At 71.0% G+C, this 18,949-nt stretch carries 18 protein-coding genes and 1 tRNA gene; 13 read left to right on the plus strand and 6 right to left on the minus strand.

The genetic code is table 11. From position 1 onward, the window contains the following. Positions 1 to 115: 115 nt before the first annotated feature. The gene (locus ACWEQO_RS03785; RefSeq protein WP_452978583.1) at positions 116 to 1,627 is read left to right on the plus strand and encodes an aminopeptidase P family protein; all 1,512 of its coding nucleotides are present in this window, start codon (positions 116 to 118) and stop codon (positions 1,625 to 1,627) included. Positions 1,628 to 1,722: 95 nt separating this feature from the next. Here ACWEQO_RS03785 and ACWEQO_RS03790 read toward each other — a convergent pair whose 3' ends face one another. Then, on the minus strand, positions 1,723 to 2,187 hold the full coding sequence (locus ACWEQO_RS03790) for an ATP-binding protein (RefSeq protein ID WP_452978586.1): 465 nt from the start codon (positions 2,185 to 2,187) through the stop codon (positions 1,723 to 1,725). Between the two features lie 220 nt (positions 2,188 to 2,407). Between ACWEQO_RS03790 and ACWEQO_RS03795 the strand changes: the two genes are divergently transcribed. The 9 genes from ACWEQO_RS03795 to ACWEQO_RS03835 all read left to right on the plus strand — a co-directional run bounded on the left by ACWEQO_RS03795 (position 2,408) and on the right by ACWEQO_RS03835 (position 12,565). Then, positions 2,408 to 3,229, plus strand: a complete 822-nt coding sequence (locus ACWEQO_RS03795) for a hypothetical protein (protein ID WP_452978589.1) — start codon at positions 2,408 to 2,410, stop codon at positions 3,227 to 3,229. Positions 3,230 to 3,518: 289 nt separating this feature from the next. Next, positions 3,519 to 4,268, plus strand: coding sequence for a YcnI family copper-binding membrane protein (locus tag ACWEQO_RS03800; RefSeq protein ID WP_452978592.1), 750 nt, complete (start codon positions 3,519 to 3,521; stop codon positions 4,266 to 4,268). 90 nt (positions 4,269 to 4,358) lie between these two features. Next, the gene (locus ACWEQO_RS03805; protein ID WP_452978595.1) at positions 4,359 to 5,015 is read left to right on the plus strand and encodes an SCO family protein; all 657 of its coding nucleotides are present in this window, start codon (positions 4,359 to 4,361) and stop codon (positions 5,013 to 5,015) included. Further along, positions 5,012 to 5,470, plus strand: coding sequence for a copper chaperone PCu(A)C (locus ACWEQO_RS03810; RefSeq protein WP_452978598.1), 459 nt, complete (start codon positions 5,012 to 5,014; stop codon positions 5,468 to 5,470). Before ACWEQO_RS03805 ends, ACWEQO_RS03810 begins: the two co-directional genes overlap by 4 nt. Before the next feature lie 13 nt (positions 5,471 to 5,483). Next, positions 5,484 to 7,637 carry a copper resistance CopC/CopD family protein gene (locus ACWEQO_RS03815; RefSeq protein WP_452978601.1) on the plus strand — a complete coding sequence of 718 codons (2,154 nt, stop codon included), beginning with the start codon at positions 5,484 to 5,486 and terminating at the stop codon, positions 7,635 to 7,637. Positions 7,638 to 7,643: 6 nt separating this feature from the next. Beyond that, a complete protein-coding gene (gene efeB / locus ACWEQO_RS03820) occupies positions 7,644 to 8,936 on the plus strand; it encodes an iron uptake transporter deferrochelatase/peroxidase subunit (RefSeq protein WP_452978604.1) in 1,293 nt (430 codons plus the stop codon). 70 nt (positions 8,937 to 9,006) lie between these two features. Beyond that, entirely contained in the window at positions 9,007 to 9,939 is a 933-nt protein-coding gene (gene pheA, locus ACWEQO_RS03825) for a prephenate dehydratase (RefSeq protein ID WP_361457181.1), read from the plus strand. A gap of 548 nt (positions 9,940 to 10,487) precedes the next feature. Next, on the plus strand, positions 10,488 to 11,765 hold the full coding sequence (gene serS, locus ACWEQO_RS03830) for a serine--tRNA ligase (protein ID WP_361457184.1): 1,278 nt from the start codon (positions 10,488 to 10,490) through the stop codon (positions 11,763 to 11,765). Further along, complete coding sequence (locus ACWEQO_RS03835; protein WP_361457187.1) at positions 11,762 to 12,565, plus strand: HAD family hydrolase; 804 nt, start codon at positions 11,762 to 11,764, stop codon at positions 12,563 to 12,565. Before serS ends, ACWEQO_RS03835 begins: the two co-directional genes overlap by 4 nt. Before the next feature lie 42 nt (positions 12,566 to 12,607). Here the strand turns inward: ACWEQO_RS03835 and ACWEQO_RS03840 are convergent. The 5 genes from ACWEQO_RS03840 to ACWEQO_RS03860 all read right to left on the minus strand — a co-directional run bounded on the left by ACWEQO_RS03840 (position 12,608) and on the right by ACWEQO_RS03860 (position 16,552). After that, positions 12,608 to 12,697, minus strand: a tRNA-Thr gene (locus ACWEQO_RS03840). Between the two features lie 305 nt (positions 12,698 to 13,002). Beyond that, on the minus strand, positions 13,003 to 13,722 hold the full coding sequence (locus tag ACWEQO_RS03845; RefSeq protein ID WP_361457190.1) for an ABC transporter permease subunit: 720 nt from the start codon (positions 13,720 to 13,722) through the stop codon (positions 13,003 to 13,005). A 13-nt stretch (positions 13,723 to 13,735) separates the two neighbouring features. Further along, positions 13,736 to 14,647, minus strand: coding sequence for an ABC transporter ATP-binding protein (locus ACWEQO_RS03850; RefSeq protein WP_279335041.1), 912 nt, complete (start codon positions 14,645 to 14,647; stop codon positions 13,736 to 13,738). Continuing rightward, positions 14,644 to 15,561: an ABC transporter permease gene (locus ACWEQO_RS03855; protein ID WP_452978610.1), complete on the minus strand. Its 918-nt coding sequence runs from the start codon at positions 15,559 to 15,561 to the stop codon at positions 14,644 to 14,646. Before ACWEQO_RS03855 ends, ACWEQO_RS03850 begins: the two co-directional genes overlap by 4 nt. Beyond that, positions 15,551 to 16,552 carry an ABC transporter ATP-binding protein gene (locus ACWEQO_RS03860; protein WP_361457365.1) on the minus strand — a complete coding sequence of 334 codons (1,002 nt, stop codon included), beginning with the start codon at positions 16,550 to 16,552 and terminating at the stop codon, positions 15,551 to 15,553. The genes ACWEQO_RS03855 and ACWEQO_RS03860 overlap by 11 nt, the downstream gene beginning before the upstream one ends. Positions 16,553 to 16,851: 299 nt before the next feature. On the opposite strand from ACWEQO_RS03860, the gene ACWEQO_RS03865 reads away from it, so the two are divergent. From ACWEQO_RS03865 to ACWEQO_RS03875, 3 genes are all read left to right on the plus strand, one after another. Next, positions 16,852 to 17,400, plus strand: a complete 549-nt coding sequence (locus tag ACWEQO_RS03865; protein WP_452978613.1) for an RNA 2'-phosphotransferase — start codon at positions 16,852 to 16,854, stop codon at positions 17,398 to 17,400. A 117-nt stretch (positions 17,401 to 17,517) separates the two neighbouring features. Further along, positions 17,518 to 17,976, plus strand: coding sequence for a hypothetical protein (locus ACWEQO_RS03870; RefSeq protein WP_452978616.1), 459 nt, complete (start codon positions 17,518 to 17,520; stop codon positions 17,974 to 17,976). A gap of 93 nt (positions 17,977 to 18,069) precedes the next feature. Continuing rightward, positions 18,070 to 18,942: a DUF72 domain-containing protein gene (locus tag ACWEQO_RS03875; RefSeq protein WP_452978618.1), complete on the plus strand. Its 873-nt coding sequence runs from the start codon at positions 18,070 to 18,072 to the stop codon at positions 18,940 to 18,942. Positions 18,943 to 18,949: the final 7 nt, after the last annotated feature.

Consider the following 18,949-nt stretch of genomic DNA (forward strand, 5'->3'; position numbering starts at 1 on the left):
GGTAACGGGTCCTTCCGCTCTGCGACTGTTTCGCCGACGACCGTACGATGGTGGTGGTCCCCCCTGCCCGGACGAAACCGCGGGCTCGGGGGAGTCCAGAGCCTTACCAAGGAGGATGACCGCTGTGGCAGAAGAGCTCCCGACCGCGTTCGACCAGGCTGCCGACGCAGCGGGCCCGGAGACCGCGGAAGGCCCGGAGACCGCTGAGGAAGCGCCCATCAAGCAGCGCAAGAACGGTCTCTACCCCGGCGTCTCCGACGAGCTGGCCGAGAACATGAAGAGCGGCTGGGCCGACACCGAGCTGCACGGCCTGGAGCCGATCCCCCAGGTCGCCGAGACGGCCGCCCGCCGCGCCGCGCTGTCCGCCCGCTTCCCGGGTGAGCGCCTGGTCGTCCCCGCGGGCAACCTGAAGACGCGGTCCAACGACACCGAGTACGCCTTCCGCGCGTCGGTCGAGTACGCCTACCTCACCGGCAACCAGACGGAGGACGGCGTCCTCGTCATGGAGCCGACGGACGACGGCCACAAGGAGACGATCTACCTCCTGCCGCGCTCGAACCGCGAGAACGGCGAGTTCTGGCTGGACGGCCAGGGCGAACTGTGGGTCGGCCGGCGCCACTCCCTCACCGAGGCCGAGCAGCTGTACGGCATCCCCGCCTCCGACGTCCGCGAACTGGCCGGCGCCCTGCGCGAGGCCACCGGCCCCGTACGGGTCGTGCGCGGGTACGACGCCGGGATCGAGGCGGCGCTGACCGACAAGGTCACCGCCGAGCGCGACGAGGAGCTGCGCGTCTTCCTCTCCGAGGCACGGCTGGTCAAGGACGCCTTCGAGATCGGTGAGCTGCAGAAGGCCGTCGACTCCACCGCACGCGGCTTCGAGGACGTCGTGAAGGTCCTCGACAAGGCCGAGGCCACCAGCGAGCGCTACATCGAGGGCACGTTCTTCCTGCGTGCGCGGGTGGAGGGCAACGACGTCGGCTACGGCTCCATCTGCGCCGCCGGCCCGCACGCCACCACCCTGCACTGGGTGCGCAACGACGGCCCGGTCCGCTCCGGCGACCTGCTGCTGCTCGACGCGGGTGTGGAGACGCACACCTACTACACCGCCGACGTCACCCGCACGCTGCCGGTCAACGGCCGCTACAGCGAGCTGCAGAAGAAGATCTACGACGCCGTGTACGACGCCCAGGAGGCCGGTATCGCGGCGGTCAAGCCGGGCGCCAAGTACCGGGACTTCCACGACGCCGCGCAGCGGGTGCTGGCCGAGCGGCTCGTCGAGTGGGGCCTGGTCGAGGGGCCGGTCGAGCGGGTGCTGGAGCTGGGTCTGCAGCGCCGCTGGACGCTGCACGGCACCGGGCACATGCTCGGCATGGACGTCCACGACTGCGCGGCCGCGCGCACCGAGACCTACGTCGACGGCACGCTGGAGCCGGGCATGGTCCTCACGGTCGAGCCGGGCCTGTACTTCCAGGCCGACGACCTGACCGTGCCCGAGGAGTACCGGGGCATAGGCGTCCGCATCGAGGACGACATCCTGGTCACCGAGGACGGCAACCGGAACCTGTCCGCCGCGCTGCCCAGGCGGTCGGACGAGGTCGAGGCGTGGATGGCCGCCCTCAAGGGCTGACACGCGCGCACGTCGGCCGGGTACCACGGGTGATACCCGGCCGACGTGCGCTCAGGGGCACGACCGCGAGCGCGTCCGGAGGCCCGGCAGTGCGGTCAGACCGCCATCAGCGGCGCGTCCTCCCGCCATTTGAGGAGCTTGTCGAAGCTCACCACGGCGCCGTCCAGCCCCGGCCTGTTGCCGATGTGGACGTGGTCGGCGAGCTCCTGGATGAGGCAGAGCCCGCGGCCGTGCTCCGCGTCGGAGGGCACGGGGCGGGCCGCCGGGCGGGCCCGGCCGCCGGTTCCGGCGGGAAAACCGGGCCCCGCGTCGGCGACCTCGATGCGGCACCTCTCGCCGTCGAGGTAGGCGGTCACCCGGTACGCCTCCGAGGAACCGCCCCGGACGGCATCCCCACCGTGCTCGACGGCGTTCGCGCAGGCCTCGCTGAGGGCCACGGAGAGGTCGTAGGAAATGTCGGGGTCGACGCCCGCGGTCTCCATGGCGCCGATCAGCAGACGCCGGGCGAGCGGCACGCTCGCAGCGTCGCGCCGCAGATGGAGTGACCACCAGATGCTCATGCTCCAGCCTCCCGGCCGCGGCTCGACATACCGTTACGTATTGCCCTGCGTACTCGGTTGTAAGCGTGCAGTCGGCGTGACACCCCCCATATGGCGGGTGCGCCGCGCAGTCGAACGGTGTATGTGGGACGGCCGGTGGCAGAGGTGACCTTCCGGTCGTACCGCATCTTGCGGACCTGCCGTACGGCGGCGGCGGGGCCAGTGCGATGATGAGCCCGTCATGACTGCCCCCCACGTGCGCACGACGCGCTCCGGACGAGGGCTCCGGATCCTGCGGGCCGCGGTGTTCGCCGCGGTCTGTGTCGTGCTGGCCGGGGCAGGTCACACGCTCGCCTCCCACGCCCCCGTCCCGCTGTGGACACTGGGCGCGGGATTCCTCGGGACGGTCGCGGTCGCGGCGCCGCTCGCCGGACGCGTGCGTTCCCTGCCGGGGATCGCGGCCATGCTGGCGGCCGGTCAGACCGTGCTGCACATCGTGTTCGGCATCGGCCAGCACGGCGCGGCGGCCCCCGCGGACGCGGTGTCGCCCCTCTCCGACGCCTCGCTGATCGAGCAGGCCGCACGACTGGTGTGCGGCACCACCGCGGCGGCCATCAGCCCCGCGCAGGCGCAGCGCATCCTCATCGACGCGCGGGTCCACCCCGGTGCGGCCGACGGCGCCCACGCGCAGGCCCAGGGGGACACGCTGTCCTCGGCCGCGGTGGAATCGTCGGTGCTGCTGCCGACCCTGCCGATGCTGCTCGCGCACGTCCTCGTGGCGCTCGCCACGGGCTGGCTGCTGCGCCGCGGCGACCTGGCGCTGCTGCGGCTGGCCGAACTGTCGGCGCACGGCGTCGCCGAAGGCGCCCTCGTACGGTCGCTGCGCGCGGCGCTCACCCTGGTGCTCGCCCTGCGCGCGGGCCTCCCGGGGGCTCCGCAGGTCGCCCCGTGTCCGGTGCCCACCGCACCGCCCGCGCCGCCCGTACCCCGTACCGCCGCACTCCAGCACACGGTGATCCGCCGGGGCCCGCCGGCCGGTACCGCGTTCGCCCTCGCCGCCTGACGCGACCGGGCCACACTCCGCCACCGCCGGACAACCGGGGGAGGAGAGGGGCGCCGGCGCGCGGCACGCGTGTGCGTCCGCTCTCCCGCGTGTTCCTCGCGTACGAGCAGCCGTCGGCGACCGAGCCGTCACGGCCCCGCGGTCGGCGACCCCGCCACCCGGCGGCCGGGCGGCAGAGCCGTCACCGGCACAGGTGCTCACCGCCACAGGTGCTCACCGGCCCACGTGCTCGCCCGTACGCGTATTCCTCACCGTCAGTGAAACCAGACTGAAGCGGAGTGCTTCTGCCATGAAGGCTTCTCGTATCGCCGCCGCCGGCGCCGTCGCCGGTGTCGCCGTCCTCACCCTGTCCGCCCCCGCCTTCGCGCACGTCAGCGTGCAGCCCGAGGGCGAGGCCGCCAAGGGCGGTTACGCAGTGGTGAACTTCAAGGTCCCCAACGAGCGTGACAACGCGTCGACGACCAAGCTCGAGGTGACCTTCCCCGCCGACCACCCGCTGGCCTCCGTGTTGCCGCAGCCGGTCGACGGCTGGGACGTCAAGGTCACCAAGTCCAAGCTGGACAAGCCGTTGGAGGTGCACGGCAGGAAGATCGACGAGGCCGTCACCAAGGTCACCTGGACCGCCGACGACGACGGCATCGAGCCGGGCTTCTTCCAGAAGTTCCCGGTGTCCGTCGGCTCCCTGCCGGAAGACACCGACGAACTGGTCTTCAAGGCCCTGCAGACGTACTCCAACAAGGAGGTCGTCCGCTGGATCGAGGTGCCGCAGGAGGGCAAGGACGAGCCCGACCACCCGGCTCCCGTCCTCACCCTGTCCGAGGCCTCCGCCGACGGCCACTCGCACGGCGCGTCGGACGACAAGGCCGACAAGGCCGAGTCCGCCGGGGACGCCGAGAAGGCGGCCGTGGAAACCACCACGGCCGCCGACTCCGACGGCACCGACACCACCGCCCGTGTCCTGGGCATCGTCGGCATCGTCGTCGGCGCCGCGGGCGTCGCCTACGGCGTGCTCGCCGGGCGTCGGCGCACCTCCGCCTGACCCCACCCGCTGGACGGCGCGCACCGGGGCCACCCACGACCCCGTGGAGCCCCGGTGCGCGCCGGAGAACTCACATCCCTGGAAAACATCATGCGCAAGAAGACCTTCACGGCGGCCGCCCTGCTCGCCGCCGCCACCCTGACTCTCTCCGCCTGCGGCAGCGGCGACGGCGACAGCGACAAACCCATCACCATGGTCTCCGAGGCGGCCGGCGCCGAGAAGGCGGCCACGGTCCTCGACAAACCGTTCGAGAAGCCGGACCTCGTCCTCACCGACACGCAGGGCGAGGAGTACGACTTCCGTGAGGAGACCGCCGGCAAGCCCACGCTGATCTACTTCGGCTACACGCACTGCCCCGACGTCTGCCCGCTGACCATGAACAACCTCGCGGTGGCCAAGAAGCAGCTGCCCCAGAAGCAGCAGGACGAGCTGCGGATCGTGTTCGTCACCACCGACCCCGAGCGGGACACCCCCGCCGCGCTCGGCAAGTGGCTCAAGGGCATCGACGACCAGGCCGTCGGCCTGACCGGCGACTTCGACACGATCCAGGCCGGCGCCCGCACCCTCGGCATCTCGATCAACGCACCGCGCAAGGACGACAAGGGCCAGGTCGTCTCCGACCACGGCACCCAGGTCATCGCCTTCTCCCCGAAGACCGACGGCGGCTACCTCCTGTACGGCGAGGACGCCACCGTCGAGGACTACACCGAGGACCTCCCCCGCATCATCGAGGGCGAGAAGCCGTGAGGCGTCGCCTCTCCCTCGCCGCGGTGGCCGTCGCCGGGGCGCTGACCCTGGCCGGCTGCGGCGCCCCGGGCTCCGGCAGCACCACAGCCGAACTGTCCGTCGACTCCGCGTACATGCCGCAGCCGGTGTCGGACCTGGCGGCCGGCTTCCTCGTCATCGACAACAAGGGCGGCGCGGACGACCGGCTGACCTCGGTCAGCAGCGACATCGCCGACCGCGTCACCGTGCACGAGACCGTCGACGGGTCCATGCGGGAAGTCGACGGGCTCGACATCCCGGCCCACGGCCGTCTCGTGCTCGAGAGCGGCGGCAACCACCTGATGTTCGAGCAGCTGAAGCGGAAGCCGGAGCAAGGTCAGCAGGTCTCCGTCGAACTGCGTTTCGCCCACTCCGACCCCGTCACGGTCGAGATGCCGGTGAAGCCCGCCACCTACACCCCGAAGCACGGACACTGAGGGAGACACCCCCGTGACCCAGACCATCGCCCCCCGCGCCCGGACCCTGCTGCTGTTGCTGGCCGTCATCGGCGCGCTCCTCGCCGGGGCCGCTCCCGCGTCCGCGCACGCCGCGCTGACCGGCAGCGATCCCCAGCAGGGGACGGTGGTCGACAAGGCTCCCAGCCAGGTCTCACTCACCTTCTCCGAGCCGATCGCGGTGAGCGACGACTCCCTGCGCGTCCTCGACCCCAAGGGCAAGCGGGCCGACAAGGGCGCCCCCGCCAACCCGAGCGGCACGACCTACACCGTGCAACTGCTCGGCGGACTGCCCGACGGCACCTACACCGTCACCTACCAGGTGGTGTCCGCGGACAGCCATCCCGTCGCCGGCGCCTTCACCTTCTCCATCGGCGCCCCCTCCGAGACCTCCGTCCAGGCTTCCGCCCAGGCGCCCGACGACGGGCTGGTGGGCTGGCTGTACGGCTTCGGACGGTACATGTCGTACGCCGGATTCGTGGTCATGACCGGCGGGGCCGCGTTCGTGCTGGCCTGCTGGCGGCCCGGCGCCGGTGTCCGGACGGTGCAGCGGCTGGTCGTCTCCGGGTGGCTCACCCTCACCGCGGCCACCCTCGCGCTGCTGCTCCTGCGCGGCTCCTACACGCGCTCCGGCAAGATCGGCGACATCTTCGACATGTCGCTGCTCGGGGAGGTGCTGCAGACCAAGACCGGCGCGGCGCTGGTGTCGCGGCTGCTGCTGCTCGCCGCGGCGGCGCTGTTCATCGCGGTGTTCTTCGGCGCCGCCCAGGACCAGCGGGACGACACGGAGAAGCGGGACCTGACCTTCGGGCTGGCGATCGGGGGGACGGTCGTGGCGGCCGGGCTCGCCGCGAGCTGGGCCATGTCCGAACACGCCTCCCAGGGCCTCCAGGCCGGCATCGCGATGCCGGTCGACATCGTCCATCTGCTGGCCGTCGCCGCCTGGCTCGGCGGACTCACCGCCCTGCTCGTCGCGCTCTACCGGGCACCCGCCGAGACCGCCGTCGACGCGGCCGCCGTCCAGCGGTTCTCGCGGCTCGCGTTCGGCAGCGTGGTCGCCCTGGTCGTCACCGGGATCTACCAGAGCTGGCGGCAGCTCGGCTCCTGGTCCGCGCTGACCGACACCCGGTACGGGCAGTTGCTGCTCGCCAAGATCGGGTTCGTGGTGCTCATGGCCGGGCTGGCGTACTTCTCACGGCGGTGGACGGCACGGCTCGTCGGGGCGGACGGGACGGCGGTCCGCCCGGAGACGGCCGGGACGGAACCCTTGGCGGCCGTCTCCGCTGCAAAGGCCGGCGCTGGGGAGGCCGGTACGGAGACGGACGGTTCCCAGAAAGCCGAGACCGGGACGGAGAAGGCCGGACCCGAAGTCACGACCGACCCCGAGCCTCGCGCCGACACCGACACCGACACCGACACCGACACCGACACCGCAGCCGATACCCACACCGCCACTGCCGCCACCACCGACACCACCGACACCACCGACACCACCGACGTGGGACGGGCCCCGGCGGAGACGGCCGGCACCGGGGCGAAGGCCGGTGAGCACTCCGCGCGGGCCGCTCAGCTCGCCCGGCAGCGGGCAGCCGTGGAGACCGCCCGGCAGAAGCGGCTGCGGGACGCCGACCCGAACCGCTTCGGGCTGCGTCGCTCGGTGCTCGCCGAGGCCGGTGTCGCCGTCGTCCTGCTCGCGATCACCACCGTGCTGACGCAGACCGAACCGGGACGTACGGAGCAGGAGGCCAAGGCCGCCTCCTCGTCCTCCGCCCCGTCGTCATCCTCGTCCTCGTTCGCCCAGGGCACCGGAGCGGTGACCCTGAACATGCCGTTCGACACCGGCGGCAAGGAGGGCAGGGGCGTCGTCACGATCGACCTGAACCCCGCGCGTGTGGGTGGCAACGACATGCACATCTATGTGGAGCGAACCGACGGCAAGACCCTCGACGTCCCCGAACTGAAGGTCGACTTCACCCTCTCCGCCAAGGACATCGGGCCGCTGCCCGTCGTGCCCGACCGCGTCGCCGCCGGGCACTGGTCGGCGAGTGACGTGCAGATCCCCATGGCGGGCGACTGGACGGTCGAGGTGATCGTGCGGACCTCCGACATCGACCAGGTGACCGTCTCCAAGAACGCGCAGATCGGCTGAACCACCATGACTGACCAGTCCACTCCGGAGGCCCGCACCCTCGCGGCACCGGACCCCCTGGAGGGAGTCGCCGTACCGGCCGACCGGAAGGGCATCTCCCGCCGCCGCCTGCTCGGCACCGCCGGGGCCACCGGGCTCGTGCTCGGCGCGGCGGGTAGCGCCGTGGGCTACGCCGCCGCGCCCTCCGGGGCGACTCCGCTGGCCTCGGTGGGCGCGGGCAAGGCGATGTTTCACGGGAAACATCAGCCCGGCATCACCCAGGGGCTCCCGGCCCGCGGCCATCTCATCGCCTTCGACCTGGCGCCGGGCGCCGGGCGCAAGGAGGCCGCCGCCCTGCTGCGCCGCTGGTCGGAGACGGCCCGGCGGCTGATGGCGGGCGAGCCGAGCGCCGACGGCGACACCGATGTGGCCCGCGACGCCGGCCCCTCCTCGCTGACCGTCACCTTCGGCTTCGGCCACAGCTTCTTCGGACGCACCGGTATGGAGAAACAGCGTCCGGTGGCCCTGGACCCGCTGCCCGACTTCTCCTCCGACCACCTGGACAAGGCACGCAGCAACGGCGACCTGTGGGTGCAGATCGGCGCTCATGACGCCCTCGTCGCCTTCCACGCCCTGCGCGCCGTGCAGAAGGACGCCGGTTCGGCGGCCCGGGTCCGCTGGCAGATGAACGGCTTCAACCGCACACCGGGCGCCACCGCCCGGCCCATGACCGCCCGCAACCTGATGGGCCAGGTCGACGGCACCCGCAACCCGAAGCCGACCGACCCGGACTTCGACCAGCGGATCTTCGTACCGGAGAACGGCGAGCCCGCGTGGATGGCGAACGGCTCCTACGTCGTCGTACGGCGCATCCGCATGCTTCTCGACGACTGGGAGAAACTCGCGGTCAAGGAGCAGGAGGCCGTCATCGGGCGCCGCAAGTCCGACGGGGCCCCGTTGTCCGGAGGCACCGAGACGTCCGAGATGGACCTGGAGAAGACGGACTCCGGAGGCAATCTGGTGGTCCCCATCAACGCCCACGCCCGGATCACCCGGCCCGACCAGAACGGCGGCGCGGCGATGCTCCGGCGCCCGCTCTCGTACCACGACGGCATGGACGCGGACGGCGTGCCCGACGCGGGTCTGCTGTTCATCTGCTGGCAGGCCGACCCGCTGCGGGGCTTCGTGCCGGTGCAGCGCAAGCTGGACCGGGGGGACGCGCTGACGCCGTACCTCCGGCACGAGGCGAGCGGACTGTTCGCGGTGCCGGGTGGCGCGGCGGAGGGTGAGTATGTGGGACAGCGGTTGCTGGAGGGGTGAAAACCACCTCGTGTCACTCCTGGGAGCACAGACGAAGGTGCGGTCGGCATGAGCCCATTAGGGTGAGCCCATGCCAGCGAGCTATGCGTATCTCGGCCCCGAGGGCACCTTCACCGAGGTGGCCCTGCGCACCCTTCCGGAGGCGGCCACCCGGGAGCTGACCCCGTATGTGTCCGTGCAGTCCGCGCTCGACGCGGTACGCGCAGGTGAGGCCGAGGCCGCGTTCGTCCCCATCGAGAACTCCGTCGAGGGCGGCATCACCACCACCCTCGACGAACTGGTCGCGGGCACCCCGCTGATGATCTACCGCGAGGTGCTGCTGTCGATCACCTTCGCGCTGCTCGTCCGCCCCGGCACCAAGCTCTCGGACATCAAGACGGTCACCGCCCACCCCGCCGCCCAGCCACAGGTGCGCAACTGGCTGAAGCAGCACCTCCCGGACACCGCCTGGGAATCGGCCGCCTCCAACGCGGACGGGGCCCGTCTGGTGCAGGAGGGCCGGTACGACGCGGCCTTCGCCGGCGAGTTCGCGGCGGCCCGGTACGGGCTGGAGGCCCTGGAGACCGGGATCCACGACGCGGAGAACGCCCAGACCCGCTTCGTGCTGGTCGGACGCCCGGCCCGGCCCGCCGCACGCACGGGCGCGGACAAGACGTCCATCGTGCTGTGGCAGCGCGACGACCACCCCGGTGGCCTGCGCGATCTGCTGGGCGAGTTCGCCACACGGGGCGTCAACCTGATGCTGCTCCAGTCCCGGCCCACCGGTGCCGGTATCGGCAATTACTGTTTCTGCATCGACGCCGAGGGACATATCTCGGACCGCAGGGTGGCCGAGACGTTGACGGGGCTCAAGCGGGTCTGTCTTCAGGTGCGCTTCCTCGGTTCGTACCCGCGTGCGGATGTACAGCCGGCGGAGGTACGGGATCCGCTCCCCGGAACCTCGGACGCCGAGTTCGTGTCCGCGGCGGAGTGGGTGGCGCGATGCCAGGACGGCCGGTTCTGAGGGACCTCAGCCGGGGCGGAACCGGTCCTACCTGCTGATTTTCGTTATCCACAGAAGTTATCCACAGGTCCGCTTCTCGACCTGGGGACAAGTCGACAGCATTGCCCCGTTCGGTCGACAAATCTCCCCAGTGCCCATGATTGCATTCACTCACCCGCGGATCGCCCTTCGTCCGCTCTTTCCCTTTCGGCAACCCTTTGGAGCGGCCCCTTCTCCTCAAAAGCGGAGGTAAGGGGAGTTCGCGCCGGGAATCCTCCCTCCGGTCACACGTTTCGGAGTGATCGATTCCGGTGTCCACAGATTTCCTTCACACCCTGTGGATAACTTTCGAAAAGCTGTGGACACCTGTGGACAACCAGGCTTCAGGTCCCGTTTCCCGCAAGGAATTCCAGTCAACGGGCCGCCTGTGTCACCGACTCTTCCCGGGGAGAGACCCCCGCGCATTGACCCCCGGGACATAGTGCGCACACCCCCCATAACGGAATGCGATCGCTCCCCTCGGAATAGTGAGTCGTGGGCTGTCACCGCGCACCGGTAGCCTTGACCGCGTGATTGACCTTCGCCTGCTCCGTGAGGACCCCGACCGTGTGCGCGCTTCGCAGCGCGCCCGTGGAGAGGACGTCGCGCTCGTCGACTCCCTCCTGTCCGCCGACGAACGGCGGAGGTCGTCCGGCGTCCGCTTCGACGAGCTGCGCGCCGAGCAGAAGGCGCTCGGCAAGCTCATCCCCAAGGCGACCGGCGACGAGAAGGCCGAGCTGCTGAAGAAGGCCGGCACACTCGCCGCCGACGTCAAGGCGGCCGACGCCGAGCGGGACGCGGCAGCGGTTGAGACCCAGGAGCTCCTGGGCCGGCTGAGCAATCTCGTCCACCCCGACGTCCCCGTCGGCGGTGAGGAGGACTTCGTCACGCTGGAGACGCACGGCACCGCCCGCGACTTCGCCGCCGAGGGCTTCGAACCCAAGGACCACCTGGAGCTCGGTCAGCTCCTCGGCGCCATCGACGTCGAGCGCGGCGCCAAGGTCTCCGGCTCGCGCTTCTACTTCCTGACCGGCGTCGGCGCCCTGCTCGAACTGGCGCTGGTGAACGCCGCGATCGCCCAGGCCACCGCGGCCGGCTTCACACCGATGCTGACCCCGGCCCTGGTCCGTCCCCAGTCCATGGCGGGCACCGGCTTCCTCGGCCAGGCGGCCCAGGACGTCTACCACCTCGAGAAGGACGACCTCTACCTGGTCGGCACCTCCGAGGTACCGCTCGCCGCGTACCACATGGACGAGATCATCGACGCCGACCGGCTGCCGCTGCGCTACGCGGGCTTCTCCCCCTGCTTCCGCCGCGAGGCCGGCTCGCACGGCAAGGACACCCGCGGCATCTTCCGCGTGCACCAGTTCGACAAGGTCGAGATGTTCTCCTACGTCACTCCCGAGGAGTCGCAGGCGGAGCACCAGCGGCTGCTGGAGTGGGAGAAGCAGTGGCTGACGTCGCTGGAGCTGCCGTTCCGTGTGATCGACGTCGCCTCGGGCGACCTGGGCTCCTCGGCCTCGCGGAAGTACGACTGCGAGGCGTGGATCCCGACCCAGGGCAAGTACCGCGAGCTGACCTCGACCTCGGACTGCACCGAGTACCAGTCCCGTCGGCTCCAGATCCGGGTGCGTGACGGCAAGACGGTGCGTCCGCTGGCCACGCTCAACGGCACCCTGTGCGCCGTGCCGCGCACCATCGTGGCGATCCTGGAGAACCACCAGCAGGCGGACGGCTCGGTGCGGGTGCCCGAGGTGCTGCGTCCGTACCTGGGCGGTCGGGAGCTCCTGGAGCCGGTCGCCAAGTGAGCACGCCGTTCCCCTACCAGCTCATCGCCACCGATCTCGACGGCACACTGCTGCGTGACGACCACTCGGTCTCCCGCCGCACCCGGGACGCGCTCGCCGCGGCCACCGCGGCGGGGGCCGCCCACATCGTCGTCACCGGGCGCGCGGTTCCCTGGACCCGGCCCATCCTCGACGACCTCGGCTACCAGGGGCTCGCCGTCTGCGGCCAGGGCGCCCAGGTGTACGACGCGGGGACGCACCGGCTGCTCACCTCGGTGACGCTGGACCGACAGCTGGCCGCCGTGGCGCTGGCCAAGATCGAGGCGGAGGTCGGCCCGCTGCACCTGGCCGGGAGCCGCGCCGGGCTGGACGGCGAGGTGCTGGTGGGCCCCGGCTACGAAGTGCAGGGGCCGCTGCCCGCGATTCCGTTCACGGACGCGTCGGACCTGTGGGCGGCGCCGCTGAACAAGGTGTACATCCAGCACCCGAGCCTCACCGACGACGAACTCGTCGACGCGGCCGTCCGCACCGCGGGCGGCTTCGTCACCGTCACCATGGCGGGCGAGGGCATCGTCGAACTGCTGCCTCTCGGTCTGTCCAAGGCCACCGGACTGTCCCTGGCCGCTCGCCGGCTGGGAGTGAAGGCCGCGGGGACGATCGCGTTCGGCGACATGCCGAACGACATCCCCATGTTCGCCTGGGCCACGCAGGGCGTCGCCATGGCCAACGCCCACCAGGATCTGCGGGCGGTCGCCGACGAGGTGACGTCCTCCAACGAGGAGGACGGGATCGCGGTGGTGGTGGAGCGGTTGCTGGGCTGAGGCCCGGCGTTCGGCGTTCGGCGTTCGGCGTTCGGCGTTCGGCGGAGGATGCACGGATCGAACGTGCGCGGGCTCTTCGGGCCCGACCAAGGCTTGGACCAAGCCAGTGCCTTACCACTCGGCCAATCCTCCGGGTGGGCGGCCCACGCGCCGGTGTGCGCGTGCTCGAAGCGGCCGCCCCGGGCAGGTCCCCGTGCGGGACGGACTCGACGGAGCAGTAGGGATTACCCCGGAGTCCGCCGTGGGCTGCCCTGACGGGAGCCGGACGTACTGCCGTGCATGGGCATCGTCCCGCTCCTCTCCCAGCAGACGGCGCCGGGCCTTCCCGGCGCTGCGGACACCACCACTCTGCCCGCCGGGGAAGTCCGGCGCCACCGAATTTGAACGCGGCGGGCGGCGCCTGCCCGGCCGCCGCCCGCCACTTCGCCGAAAAGCCCTCACTCCTCGCCTGCGAGCGTGAGCGTGCGCAGCTTCTGACCGGCGTACCAGGTGGCCAGCACGGTGACGACGACCAGCAGGACCGTCGCGGTCGTCAGTCCGACGTCCGAGGTGACCAGGTCACCGCCGGCGACCTTCTGGGCCACCGCCAGCGACCACTGCTGGATGCTCAGCGTGCGGGCGCCGGGCACCAGGGAGCCGAACAGGGCCTCCCAGACCAGCGCGTAGACCAGGCCGAACACCACCGCGTGCCGGGAGACCGTGCCGAGCAGCAGGAAGAGCGCCGCGTAGGCGATGGAGGCGACCAGCGCGGCCACCGTGTAGGCGACGGCGACCTGCTGGCCGTTGCCGTTCAGGATGAAGCCCGCGACCAGGGTGGGCACCGCCGAGAAGACCATCGTTACGGCGATCGCCACGATCAGCTTGGTGTAGATGATCGTGGGCCGCTTGACCGGCTTGGACAGCAGGTAGACCACCGAGCCGTCGTCGATCTCGGGACCGATCGCACCGGTACCCGCGATGACGCCGATGATCGGCACCATCGTGGCGAGCGCCAGCCCGCCGAGGATGTCGGCGGCGGTCTGGTCGTCGGCACCGGCGAGGACGCGCACCGCCAGGGAGATCGCGATCAGCAGCAGCGGCAGGGCGCCCAGGATGAGGGCCCGGCGACGGCCGAGCAGGGCCCGGTAGGTGAGCCGGGCGACTGTGGGGTCGTACATGGTGTTCGGCCTCCTACGCCGCGACGAGATACGAGAAGACGGACTCGAGGGACTCGTCGGACGGCGAGACCGTGAGCAGGCGGATGCCGTGTTCCTTCGCGACCCTGGGCAGCAGGGACGTGAAGCGGCCGAAGTCGACGGCCTGGATCCGCAGCACGCCCTCGCCGTGGTCGACCTCGATGCCGGACGTGGACGGGTCCGCGATCAGGGCGGCCGCGAGGGCGCGGTCGTCGCTGGAGCGCACCAGGTAGCGGTGCGGGCGGTCCGTCATCAGCCGGCGGATCTTGCGGAAGTCACCGCTGGCCGCGTGCCGGCCGGCGACGACGACCTCGATGTGCCAGGCGAGCTGCTCGACCTCCTCGAGGATGTGGGAGGAGAACAGCACGGTGCGGCCCTCGTCGCCCATGCGCCGCAGCAGGTCCATCAGCTGCATGCGCTGGCGCGGGTCCATTCCGTTGAACGGCTCGTCCAGCAGGAGCAGGGACGGCTCGTGGACCAGCGCGGAGGCCATCTTCACGCGCTGGCGCATGCCCTTGGAGTACGTGGCGATCTTGCGGTCCTGCGCGTACTCCATCTCGACCGTCGCCAGCGCCCGCTGGGCCTCCTTGGCGCCCAGTCCGTGCAGTTCGGCGTTGGCGAGGACGAACTCGCGGCCGGTGAGGAAGTCGTACATCGCCTCGCGCTCGGGGACGATGCCGATGTGCCGGTAGATCTTCTCGTTGCGCCACACCGCCTGCCCGTCGAGGGTGACGGTGCCGGTGGAGGGGGCGAGGAAGCCGGCCATCATGTTGATGAGGGTGGACTTTCCGGCGCCGTTGGGGCCGAGCAGGCCGGTGACGCCGGGGCCGACGGTCATGGTGATGTCGTTGACGGCGACCACGTTGCCGAACCAGCGGGAGACGTGGTCGATGGAGAGCGTGGTCACAGGCCCACCTTCCGGTAGCGGCGCGTCAGGAGGCCGTAGCAGGCCGCGATCAGGCCGAGGGTGAAGAGGACGTACACCACGCCCTCGCCGTTCGTCGGGCCCACCCCGCCCGGGAAGGTGGAGCTCGCGCCGAGGAAGGCGGACTGCACACCGTCGATGAGGGTGACCGGTGAGAACAACCCGATCCAGGCGACCGCCCCGGAGCTGCCCTGGAACTCGGCGATCGCCTGGAGGGTGGAGACCGCTCCGTAGGAAATGGTCAGGACGGCGATCACGGCGGCGATGCCGAAGCCTCGGCGCGGGGTGACCGCGGCGATGACCAGGCCGATGCCGCCGAAGAGCAGTGAGAGCAGTGCCACGGAGACAAGTCCCTGGGCGAACCCCTTGGTCTGGTCAGCGAAGTCGAGTTCGGCCAGCAGCGCACCCACGTAGAGCACCAGCAGGGGAGCGGCGGTGAGGATGAACAGGGCGCAGGACAGGGCCGCGAACTTGGCGCGTACGTAGTCGGCGGTCTCGATGGGCCGCGAGAAGTACAGCGGCACGGTCTTGAAGCGCAGGTCGCGCGAGACGGACTGGGGTGCCTGCGAGGCGACGTACAGGCTGATGACGGCCTGCATGATGATCGCGTAGCGCGTGTAGTCGACGGGCAGTTCCTTCGCCTTGGTGGCGACCGCGACGGCCACCATGATGGCGGCGGGCACGCACATCACCACGAACAGCAGCATCGGCAGCACCTTGGACTTCACCGAGCGGCCGAGGCCGTAGGAGCCGCGCAGGGACTGCGAGAACAGCGAGATCCTGGCGTAGGAGCGGCCGAGGCGGGGGCCGTCGTAGGAGCGGTAACCGATGTTGTGGATGCGGGTCTGGTCACCCGATGCCGGTGCGGGTGTCCGCAGGGGCTGCTCAACCGCCATGGCCGACCGCCTCCTTCCGCTGCTCGCCGTCGCCGGTGTCGGGGCCGGCCGCGGTGTCGTTGTCGGTGTCGTTCTGGAAGACCTCGGAGATGTGGTGGCGGCGCTGTTCCATGCGCACCAGGCCGAGCCCGAGGTCGGCGATCACGTCCCGCACCAGGTCGTAGGTCTCCTCGCCCTGCGCCGTGAGCAGGAGGATGTGGCCGGCGCCCGGCAGTCCGCTGCCGTCCTGGACGGTCACCCCGCGCGCGTGGAGCGCCTCACGCGCCGCGCGGGTGCCGTCGGGGTGCTCGTCGGTGTCGGTGACCTCGATCGCGAGGGTCGTGGTGATCTGGGTGAAGTCCGTGGTGGAGCTGGAGCGCAGCAGCTTGCCGCCGTCGACGACGACCACGTGGTCGCAGGTGCGCTCGAGCTCGCCCAGCAGGTGGGAGGTGACCAGGACCGAGATGCCGAAGTCGGTGTGGATCCGGCGGATCAGGCCGAGCATCTCGTCCCGGCCGACGGGGTCGAGACCGTTGGTCGGCTCGTCCAGGAAGACCAGTTCCGGGTCGTGCACCAGGGCCTGGGCGAGCTTCACACGCTGTTTCATGCCGGTGGAGTAGCCGCCCATGGGGCGGTAGCGCTCCTCGTACAGGCCGACATGGCGCAGGGTGTCCGCGGTGCGCTCCCGCGCGGCGGTGGGCGGCAGGCCGGACATGCGGGCCATGTGCACGACGAACTCGGTGGCCGAGACGTCCGGCGGCAGGCAGTCGTGCTCCGGCATGTAGCCCACCCGCTCGCGAATGGCGGCGCCCTTGGTCGCGACGTCGAGGCCGAGCACTTCGGCGCGGCCCTCGGTGGCGGGGGACAGACCCAGAAGGATCTTGATCAGTGTGGACTTGCCGGCTCCGTTGGCTCCGACGAGTCCGGTCACACCGGGCCCGACTTCCATGGAGAGCCGGTCAAGCGCGGTCACCCTGGGGAACCGCTTGCTCAGGCTTTCGGTCGCGATCACAGTCACGTCCCCGACGTTAGTGGCACGCGCCACGTGGGTCGTCAGACCGGAGAGCCGTCTTGGGGTCCCCCTGGAGTCGTACGGGCCCGTAGGGGGCCTCCGTCGGGGAGTGGTGCGGGACACGGGTGGTGCGCCGGACGTCCGGGGGAAGCCGTGCTGCCGGGACGGCTGGCGGAAATCCCCGGCGGTTGTCCACAGGGACACCCAATTCCGCTGTGGATAACTACATCTGACTGTGGATCAAACATCCAAAGCAAAACCGATCGCGTGATGTGCGTCTCTACCGGCAGGCTGGGAGGATGGACGAAAGGCGCACCGTGAAGGTGTCGAAGTACCTCGCCAGGCATCTGCGTCATACTCCCGAGGAGATCGGGCTCGCCCTCGACGAGGCCGGTTGGGTCGAGATCGACACGTTGATCGCCGCGGCGGCCGCACACGGTTTCCGGTTCACCCGGGCGGAACTGGACCATGTGGTCGCCACCAACGACAAACAGCGCTTCACGATCGAGGGCACCCGGATCCGCGCCGGTCAGGGTCACAGCGTCGAGGTCGATCTGGGACTGCCGACGGCCGTCCCACCGCCGTACCTCTTCCACGGCACCGTCAGCCGTCACCTGGCCGCCATCCGCGCCGAGGGTCTGCTGCCCATGGACCGGCACGACGTGCACCTCTCCGCCGACCGTGCGACGGCGGCCCGCGTCGGCGCCCGCAGGGGCCGCCCGGTGGTCCTCCCCGTGGACGCGGCGGCCATGCACCGTGACGGTCACGTCTTCCGGGTGAGCGCGAACGGCGTGTGGCTGACCGCCGCCGTGCCCGCTCGGTACCTGCGGTTCCGCGAGCGCCACTGACACGGTGGCCCCCCGGCTCCCTCGGTTCCCCCCCGGCTCCCGGCTCCCCGGTTCCCGCCTCCGCGCGTTCCGCACGGGCGGCGCCGCCCGTGCTTCCCCGACGGCCGACGGCACTGCATGATCAGCGGTATGGACCACCTGCCCACCACCGAGGCCGCCGTCACCGCCCTTCGGGCACTCGCCGAAAGGTACGAGCGCGAGATCGAGGTCACCCATGGCGTAGGCGCCGACCAGACGTCACGCCGCACCGCGGCGGGCGTGGGGGTCACCATCGACCCGGACGGCTCCCTCCCCCATGAGGCCTACGTCGAGTTCGGCGGCCTGCCCCGGGTCAGTGTGCGGCTCTACCCCGAGGGCGACGCGCTGATCGACGTGGAGGGTGTGGAGTGTCCCGACATCCCCCGCGACGAGGTCCCGGCCTTCCTTCGCTCCGTCTTCGGCGGCCTCGCCCACGTCAGAGGGCGGCGCTTCCCACCGGGTTACTTCCTGATGGTGCCGCTGCCCGGGGACCGGACGCACAAGGAGTTCATCCCGATGATCGTCCTCACCCCCTGGCTGAGCGCGCGCGTGCGGTGACCGTTTCACGTGAAACATCCAGGCCCCCGGAGTCGGGCGGACGGCTCCCCGCGCCGGACGAATCCGTCACCGCGTCCGGGGAAGACGGGCGGAATGGGAGAGATCCGGGTCGGAACCTGCTCGTGGACGGACAGGGCACTGGTGTCCAGCGGCTGGTACCCCGCAGGCCGCCGCGACGCGGAGGGCAGACTGCGGCACTACGCCACGCAGTTCCCGGTGGCGGAGGTGGACTCCACCTATTACGGGCTGCCCAGCACCCGTAACAGTCTTCTGTGGACCGACCGCACCCCTGAGGGCTTCCGGTTCGACGCGAAGGCGTTCTCCCTGCTCACCGGGCACCCGACACGGCCCGAAGCGCTGCCCGCCGAACTGCGCCCGGCCCTCGCCCGGCAGCGGGGGCGGACCGGCATCGACCCCGGGCTGCTCGACGACGTGTGGGACCGCTACAGCGCGGCCCTCGAACCGCTGCGCGCGTCCGGCCGGCTGGGGACGCTGGTCTTCCAGTTCCCGCACCGGCTCGTACCGGGGAGGCCGGGGGTGGAGTTCCTGCGCCGGTGCCGTGAGCGTGCCGCGGGGTGGCCGATGGCCGTGGAGTTCCGGCACCCCGGCTGGTGGCGCGAGGAGCAGGTCGATGCGACGACCGCCCTGCTGACGGAGCTGGACACGGCCGCCGTGGCCGTGGACATGGTGCAGACGCTTCCCTCTTCCGTGCCACCGGTCGTACGGGTCACCACCCCGGAGCTCGCCCTGGTGCGCTTCCACGGCCGCAACAGCGCGTGGGGCACCGGCTCCAAGGAAGAGAGGTTCCGCCACTCGTACACGCCCGAGGAACTCTCCGAGTGGACACCGCGCGTCCGCGAGATGGCCGAGCGGGCTCGGGAGGTCCACGTCCTGTTCAACAACTGCTGCGGTGACGCCGCCGTCCGCGCCGCGCAGTCGATGCGGCACCTGCTCGGTCTCTCGTAGGGTCGTC

The organism is Streptomyces sp. NPDC004051, assembly GCF_053604275.1.

What these genes read in the sequence shown, in the direction of transcription:
- ACWEQO_RS03875 (WP_452978618.1), top strand. Translation starts at nt 18,070, where the DNA reads ATGGGAGAGATCCGGGTCGGAACCTGCTCGTGGACGGACAGGGCACTG.
- ACWEQO_RS03805 (WP_452978595.1), top strand. Translation starts at nt 4,359, where the DNA reads ATGCGCAAGAAGACCTTCACGGCGGCCGCCCTGCTCGCCGCCGCCACC.
- ACWEQO_RS03865 (WP_452978613.1), top strand. Translation starts at nt 16,852, where the DNA reads ATGGACGAAAGGCGCACCGTGAAGGTGTCGAAGTACCTCGCCAGGCAT.
- efeB (WP_452978604.1), top strand. Translation starts at nt 7,644, where the DNA reads ATGACTGACCAGTCCACTCCGGAGGCCCGCACCCTCGCGGCACCGGAC.
- ACWEQO_RS03790 (WP_452978586.1), bottom strand. Translation starts at nt 2,187, where the DNA reads ATGAGCATCTGGTGGTCACTCCATCTGCGGCGCGACGCTGCGAGCGTG.
- ACWEQO_RS03785 (WP_452978583.1), top strand. Translation starts at nt 116, where the DNA reads ATGACCGCTGTGGCAGAAGAGCTCCCGACCGCGTTCGACCAGGCTGCC.
- ACWEQO_RS03845 (WP_361457190.1), bottom strand. Translation starts at nt 13,722, where the DNA reads ATGTACGACCCCACAGTCGCCCGGCTCACCTACCGGGCCCTGCTCGGC.
- ACWEQO_RS03855 (WP_452978610.1), bottom strand. Translation starts at nt 15,561, where the DNA reads ATGGCGGTTGAGCAGCCCCTGCGGACACCCGCACCGGCATCGGGTGAC.
- ACWEQO_RS03800 (WP_452978592.1), top strand. Translation starts at nt 3,519, where the DNA reads ATGAAGGCTTCTCGTATCGCCGCCGCCGGCGCCGTCGCCGGTGTCGCC.
- ACWEQO_RS03795 (WP_452978589.1), top strand. Translation starts at nt 2,408, where the DNA reads ATGACTGCCCCCCACGTGCGCACGACGCGCTCCGGACGAGGGCTCCGG.
- pheA (WP_361457181.1), top strand. Translation starts at nt 9,007, where the DNA reads ATGCCAGCGAGCTATGCGTATCTCGGCCCCGAGGGCACCTTCACCGAG.
- ACWEQO_RS03870 (WP_452978616.1), top strand. Translation starts at nt 17,518, where the DNA reads ATGATCAGCGGTATGGACCACCTGCCCACCACCGAGGCCGCCGTCACC.